Source organism: Mycobacterium sp. (genome assembly GCF_049802695.1).
Classification (GTDB): domain Bacteria; phylum Actinomycetota; class Actinomycetes; order Mycobacteriales; family Mycobacteriaceae; genus Mycobacterium.
This window is the reverse complement of record NZ_JBARMY010000428.1, coordinates 1-6,401: the sequence shown is the minus strand read 5'-3', so window position 1 is coordinate 6,401 and position 6,401 is coordinate 1. Positions and strand designations below refer to the sequence as shown.

Sequence of the window (6,401 nt, the reverse complement as noted above, 5' to 3'; positions counted from 1 at the left end):
CTGCTGCTGACGACCATGCTGATCCTCGTCTTCTCGGCGCTGGTGTCCGGTGTCATCGACAACGTCCCGTACGTAGCCACGATGACACCGATTGTCAGCCGCCTGGCCGAGAACATGCCGGGCCCGTCGCATCACAACGTGTTGTGGTGGTCGCTGGCACTCGGGGGCGACCTGGGCGGCAACTTGACCGCCGTCGGATCCACCGCCAACATCGTCATGCTCGGCATCGCCCTGCGCTCCGGTCACCCGATCTCGTTCTGGGAATTCACCCGCAAGGGCGCAGTGGTCACCGTGATTTCAACCGCCCTCTGCGCGCTTTACCTGTGGCTGCGCTACTTCGTGCTCACCTAGCGCGCCCGGGTCAATAGCGCCACACACTCGACGTGGTGGGTCAGCGGAAACGCGTCGAACACCTTGAGGTTTTCGACGACGTAGCCGTGCTCGCGGTAGAGCCCGATGTCGCGGGCGAAAGACGCCGCCTCACAGCCGATGTGCACGATACGGGGCACCCCGGCCGCCGCAAGGAGACCGATCACGTCGCGCCCGGCGCCCGAGCGCGGCGGATCCAGCACCGCCACGTCGGCGGCTTGCTGCTGCGCGGCCAGCGCCCGTCGTACCGAATCCGTCACCACCTTCACCTGAGGCAGATCAACCAGCGCGTCGCGGGCCGCCCGGGACGCGGCGCGGGAAGTGTCCACGGTCAACACCCGACCGGATTCCCCGACCGCCTCGCCGAGCACCGCGGCGAACACGCCGGCCCCGCCGTAAAGATCCCACGCGGTCATTCCAGCCGAAAGCTGCGCCCAGGCGCCGATCAGGCTGCTGTAGACGCGAGCAGCGTCACGATGCGCCTGCCAGAACGCCGTGACCCGTATGCGCCAGCTGCGCCCGCTCGCCCGTTGCATCGCCTGAATGCCGCCCTCGATCACCTCAGTCGAAGTCCGCCGGCCCTGCCGCATGGTCTGCACGACATGTCGCCGGGCATCGTCGTCGACGACGACCAGCAGCTGCGCGCCTGGCGTCCAGTCCGCGGCGCCCAGCCCGTCGAGCATGCCGCAGGCCAGCTGACCGCAGCGCAGGTCGGTGACCAGCTCGTCGCTGTGGTAGCGGTGAAAGCCGGCGCGACCGTCGGCGCCCACGGCGAGCCGCACCCGGGTACGCCAACCCGTCGGGCCCGCCGAGGACAGCGCTTCGGCATCGCCGTACCACTGGTGATTCCCCAGCCGCGCAAGCTGATTGGCCACCACCTGGCCCTTGAGCTCGCGCAGCGCCACCGGATCGGCGAAGCCCAGATCACAACATCCGGCGCCGTCCACACCGGCGATCGGGCACAGCGGCGTGATGCGCTGCGGCGACGGCTCGATTACCTCGACGGCTTCGGCGTGCCAGTAGGCGCCGCGGTCCTTGGTGACGCGCACCCGCACCCGTTCCCCGGGCAACGCGTAGCGGACGAACACCACCCGACCCTCGTGGCGGGCCACGCAGCTGCCGCCGTTGGCGGGGGCGCCGACGGACAGGGTCAAATGCACAGGTGCCGGGTCGGACATCACGAATTCGGCAAGCCCCGCCGGGTGTCACCTGGAGCGGCGTGTGATTGCAACGTTTTGAGACGCTCCGACGAATTCAGCTGCCAGGGCACTGACGTCACCATCACACCAGGCATGAACAGCAGCCGGCCCTTGAGCCGCAACGCGCTTTGGTTGTGCAACAACTGCTCCCACCAGTGCCCCACCACATACTCCGGAATGAACACCGTCACCACCGCGCGGGACGACTCTTTACTGATCCGTTTGACGTAGTCCACCACCGGCCGAGTGATCTCCCGGTACGGCGACGCGATCACCTTGAGCGGTACGGTGATATCGCTGTCCTGCCATTTCTGCACCAGTTCGCGGGTTTCAGCGTCGTCGACGCTCACCGTGACGGCCTCCAGCGTATCGGGGCGCGTCGCACGCGCGTAGGCCAGCGCCCGCAGCGTCGGCAGATGCAGCTTGGACACCAGCACCACCGCGTGATTGCGGCTCGGTAGCACCTGGGCGTCTTCGCCGGTCTGCTGCTCGAGTTCGCGTCCGACCGCGTCGTAGTGGCTGCGGATCAGCTTCATCACGACGAACAGTGACGCCATCGCCACCACGGCGATCCACGCGCCCGCCAGGAACTTGGTGACGAGCACGACCAGCAGCACCGTGCCGGTGGCCAGGAATCCGACCGTGTTCACCACCCGGGAGCGAAACATTCTGCGGCGCGATGACGAATCGGATTCATGGCGCAGTAGCCGGGTCCAATGCTTAACCATACCGATCTGACTGAAGGTGAAGGAGAGGAACACACCGACGATGTAAAGCTGGATCAACGCCGTCACCTGAGCGCGAAAAGCGATGATTGCGGCCAGGGCGGCCACCGACAAGAACGCGATGCCGTTGGAGAAGGCCAGCCGGTCCCCGCGGGTGCGCAGTTGCCGGGGCAGGTAGCTGTGTTGGGCAAGCACCGAGCCCAGTACCGGGAAGCCGTTGAATGCGGTATTGGCCGCCAGTACCAGAATCAACGCGGTCACCGTGGCGATGAGCAGCAGACCCAAATGGAAACTGCCGAACACCGCCTGGGCAAGCTGGGCGACGAGAGTCTTCTGATGGTAGCCGGGCGGTGCACCCCCCAGTTGGGTCTCGGGGTTGTCGACTATTTTGACTCCGGTTTTGTTGGCCAGCACGATGATGCCCATCAGCAGTGAAACGGCGATGACGCCCAGCAGCAGAAGTGTGGTCGCCGCGTTGCGGGACTTCGGCTTTCGGAAAGCCGGCACCCCGTTGCTGATCGCCTCGACCCCGGTGAGCGCCGCGCAGCCGGACGAGAACGACCGCGCCACCAGGAACGCCAACGCGAAGCCAACGACAGTGCCTTTGACCGAACGCATCTCGAAACCGGCGGATTCGGCCCGCAGCGGCTCACCCAGCAGGTAGATCCGGAACAGACCCCAGCCGAGCATGATCGCGACGCCGACGATGAACGCATAGGTCGGCACCGCGAAGGCCACCCCGGACTCGCGGACTCCGCGAAGGTTCAACGCCATCACCAACAGGATTGCGCCAATGGCGAAAAACACCTTGTGGTCTGCCACGAACGGGAACGCCGAGCCGATGTTCGACATCGCCGAAGCCGTCGAAACAGCAACGGTGAGTACGTAATCGACCATCAATGCACTGGCCACCATCAGACCGGCGTTGGCGCCGAGGTTGGTTGTCACCACTTCGAAGTCACCGCCGCCCGACGGGTATGCGTGCACGTTCTGGCGGTAACTGGCCACCACCACCAGCATGACGGCGGCCACCGCGAGCCCGATCCAGGGCGTCAACGAATAGGCGGCCAGCCCGGCCACCGAGAGCATGAGGAAAACCTCCTCCGGCGCGTAGGCCACCGAGGACAGCGCATCGGAAGCGAACACCGGTAGCGCGACCCGCTTGGGCAGCAGGGTGTGACTCAGCCGGTCGCTGCGAAACGGCCGGCCCAGGATCAGCCGGCGAGCAGCGGTCGAAAGTTTGGACACGAGAGCCAACGTAAGGGCAGCGCGGCGCTGGCGGTAGCGTTCGGTGGACGAAGAGTCTCGGGCCTGGTCGCCGGCCGCAAGGCGTCGATGATCGCGCCGCGGCGCTGCGAGCGGGCCGAAAGGACCTCAAATGCGGATAGTGGTGATGGGGTGCGGCCGAGTCGGCTCGTCGGTGGCCGACGGGCTTTTTCGCATCGGCCACGACGTCGCCGTGATCGACCGCGACAGCGCCGCTTTCCACCGGCTCGATCCGGAATTCGGGGGCGAACACGTCGTCGGTGAGGGATTCGACCGTGATGTGCTGCTGCGCGCCGGCATCCAGACCGCCGACGCCTTCGCCGCCGTGTCGTCCGGCGACAATTCGAACATCATCTCGGCCCGGCTGGCCCGAGACACCTTCGGTGTCCAGCGCGTGGTCGCACGTATCTACGACGCCAAGCGCGCCGCGGTCTACGAACGGCTGGGCATTCCCACCATCGCCACGGTGCCCTGGACCACCGACCGGATGTTGAACGCTTTGGTCGGCGAGACCGAGACCACCAAGTGGCGCGACCCCACCGGCACCGTCGCGGTCGCCGAAGTGCAGCTGCACGAGGACTGGGTCGGACATCGCCTCACCGACTTAGAGGAAGCCACCGGCGCCCGGGTGGCGTTCGTGATCCGGTTCGGCACCGGAATCCTGCCGGATGCCAAGACGGTCGTCCAGGCGGGCGATCAAGCGTACGTGGCCGCGATCTCCGGCCGCGCCGCGGAGGCTCTGGCCATCGGTGCATTGCCACCCAGCGAGGACCTGTGAAAGGAGTGCGCCGTTAAGGTCTCGATCGCCGGTGCCGGCGCAGTCGGCCGCTCAATAGCCCGTGAGCTGGTCGACAACGGTCACGACGTGACCCTCATCGAACGCAACCCCGACCACCTCGACGTCGACGCGATCCCGTCGGCGCACTGGCGGCTGGGCGATGCCTGCGAGCTGAGCCTGCTGGAATCGGCGCATCTTCAGGAGTTCGACGTGGTGATCGCCGCGACCGGCGATGACAAGGCCAATGTTGTGCTGAGCCTGCTGGCCAAGACGGAGTTCGCGGTGCCTCGCGTGGTGGCCCGCGTCAACGATCCGCGCAACGAGTGGCTCTTCACCGACGCCTGGGGCGTCGATGTGGCGGTCTCCACGCCCCGAATCCTGGCCTCTCTGGTCGAGGAGGCCGTCGCCGTCGGTGACCTGGTGCGGCTGCTTGAGTTTCGCCGAGGCCAGGCCAATCTGGTCAGCACCACTTTGCCCGACAACACGCCATGGGGCGGCAAGCCGGTCCGCAAACTGCAGTTACCCCGAGACGCCGCCCTGGTGGCGATCCTGCGCGGCGCCCGGGTCATCGTGCCGCAGGCCGACGAACCGTTGGAAGGGGGCGATGAGTTGCTGTTCGTGGCGTCCAGTGAGGGGGAGGCGGAGCTCAGTCAGCTGCTAGTTCCGGCGCGGACGGCAGAGCCGACTCAATAGCGCGCCGCGCAGCTTTGACGGCCAGGTAGGTTGCCAAGGCGGCCACACCGGCCAGCGGCCAACCCATCGCGAGCCGCGCCACGCCCAGCCAACCGGTCTGGTGTGCTTCGTAGAGTAGCCGCTGCACCACGAAGCGGGATCCGAAGACCAGGACCCAGGCCAGGGTGGCGAGATCGAAAGCGAATCGCGCCCGACGAACTTCCTGCCAGCGGTCTACCTTGGTCGCCCAGCTCCACAGGTAACCGACCAACGGCCGGCGGACCAGCACGGACAGTGCGAATACGACAGCCCAGAACAACGATGTCCAGATACCCAGCAGGAAGTAGCCCCTGGATTCCCCGGCCACCAGGGCGACCAATGCGCACACCGCGACCCCGATGAAACCGGACACCGCCGGCTGCACGGAATCCCGCCGGATCAGTCGCCACAGCAGAACCAGCGCGGCCACCCCCACAGCAGCTGCGACGGCGGCGACCACGCCGAGATGTAACAGGCTGGAGATCAGCGCGAAAACCAGTACCGGCAGCGACGAGTAGACGATTCCACTCACGCCGCCCAACTGCGCCAGCAGAGGCTTCGCATCGTCGTGTTCAGTAGCCGCAGCCGCACTTCGGCTGTCGGTCGCTTCCGGGCCCGTCACCGCTGAATTTCGTAATGCGGGTTGTAGATCGCTTTCGCGCCGTTGTCCAGCTTGCCCACCCGGCCCCGAACCTTCAGCGTGCGGCCCGAGTCGATGCCGGGGATCCGGCGCTGCCCGAGCCACAACAGGGTGACGGTGTCGGTCCCGTCGAACAGCTCAGCGCGGACACCCCCCGCGCAACCTCTCGCGTTCGCTTCGACGCTGCGTAAGGTCCCCACCATCGTCACTTCTTGACCGCGCCGGCAGTCGATCGCTCGCTGGGCGCCGGTGTTGACGGCTTCCTCGGACAGCTCCTCGACATCGCGCTGCTCGGGATCTTCCGTCAACCGACGGGTGAGCCGGCGCAAATATCCTCCGGCCGCCATGGCCTCTCCTGACCCATCTTGAGAAGTTCGGTTATCGATGACTCTAGCTATGCAACTTCTGACCATAAGCCGGAGTTCCGCATTCGGTGAATTCGTCGGTGAAGTTACGGTTACCCGGTTCCACCGGGCACTATCACCGGGTGGCAGTCGACTTATCCGGTGTAACCACTGTTGTGCTGCCCGGGACAGGATCCGACGACGACTACGTCAACCGCGCTTTCGCCGCGCCGTTGCGGCACGCAGGTGCGGTGCTGGTGGCGCCGCCACCGCAGCCGGGGTGCTTGATCGACGGCTATCGGGCCGCCATGGACAGCGCTGCGCTCGACGGGCCGATCGCCGTCGGTGGTATCTCGATCGGGGCCGCGG

The 6,401-nt window shown here is 66.4% G+C and carries 7 protein-coding genes and 1 pseudogene; 4 read left to right on the top strand and 4 right to left on the bottom strand.

Annotation, left to right across the window (positions count from 1 at the left end; translation table 11 throughout):
* Window positions 1-351 (top strand): SLC13 family permease (locus WA317_RS17300; RefSeq protein ID WP_425174195.1); only part of this gene is annotated, 351 nt, incomplete at its 5' end.
* On the opposite strand, the gene WA317_RS17295 is transcribed toward WA317_RS17300, so the two are convergent.
* Window positions 348-1,547 carry a class I SAM-dependent RNA methyltransferase gene (locus WA317_RS17295; protein ID WP_425174194.1) on the bottom strand — a complete coding sequence of 400 codons (1,200 nt, stop codon included), beginning with the start codon at window positions 1,545-1,547 and terminating at the stop codon, window positions 348-350. The two genes, WA317_RS17300 and WA317_RS17295, sit on opposite strands and share 4 nt — an antisense overlap.
* A complete protein-coding gene (locus tag WA317_RS17290; protein WP_425174193.1) occupies window positions 1,547-3,541 on the bottom strand; it encodes an APC family permease in 1,995 nt (664 codons plus the stop codon). Before WA317_RS17290 ends, WA317_RS17295 begins: the two co-directional genes overlap by 1 nt.
* Before the next feature lie 130 nt (window positions 3,542-3,671).
* Between WA317_RS17290 and WA317_RS17285 the strand changes: the two genes are divergently transcribed.
* Both WA317_RS17285 and WA317_RS17280 read left to right on the top strand, forming a co-directional pair.
* Window positions 3,672-4,337, top strand: coding sequence for a potassium channel family protein (locus WA317_RS17285; RefSeq protein ID WP_425174192.1), 666 nt, complete (start codon window positions 3,672-3,674; stop codon window positions 4,335-4,337).
* 24 nt (window positions 4,338-4,361) lie between these two features.
* A complete protein-coding gene (locus WA317_RS17280; RefSeq protein ID WP_425174197.1) occupies window positions 4,362-5,030 on the top strand; it encodes a potassium channel family protein in 669 nt (222 codons plus the stop codon).
* Here the strand turns inward: WA317_RS17280 and WA317_RS17275 are convergent.
* Together WA317_RS17275 and WA317_RS17270 are read right to left on the bottom strand one after the other, a co-directional pair.
* Entirely contained in the window at window positions 4,984-5,601 is a 618-nt protein-coding gene (locus tag WA317_RS17275) for a DUF3159 domain-containing protein (RefSeq protein ID WP_425174196.1), read from the bottom strand. The two genes, WA317_RS17280 and WA317_RS17275, sit on opposite strands and share 47 nt — an antisense overlap.
* A gap of 65 nt (window positions 5,602-5,666) precedes the next feature.
* The gene (locus WA317_RS17270) at window positions 5,667-6,035 is read right to left on the bottom strand and encodes an OB-fold nucleic acid binding domain-containing protein (RefSeq protein ID WP_425174191.1); all 369 of its coding nucleotides are present in this window, start codon (window positions 6,033-6,035) and stop codon (window positions 5,667-5,669) included.
* Between the two features lie 140 nt (window positions 6,036-6,175).
* On the opposite strand from WA317_RS17270, the pseudogene WA317_RS17265 reads away from it, so the two are divergent.
* Window positions 6,176-6,401, top strand: a pseudogene (locus WA317_RS17265) (alpha/beta hydrolase); the annotation flags it as partial.

What these genes read in the sequence shown, in the direction of transcription:
- WA317_RS17270 (WP_425174191.1), bottom strand. Translation starts at nt 6,035, where the DNA reads ATGGCGGCCGGAGGATATTTGCGCCGGCTCACCCGTCGGTTGACGGAA.
- WA317_RS17285 (WP_425174192.1), top strand. Translation starts at nt 3,672, where the DNA reads ATGCGGATAGTGGTGATGGGGTGCGGCCGAGTCGGCTCGTCGGTGGCC.
- WA317_RS17295 (WP_425174194.1), bottom strand. Translation starts at nt 1,547, where the DNA reads ATGTCCGACCCGGCACCTGTGCATTTGACCCTGTCCGTCGGCGCCCCC.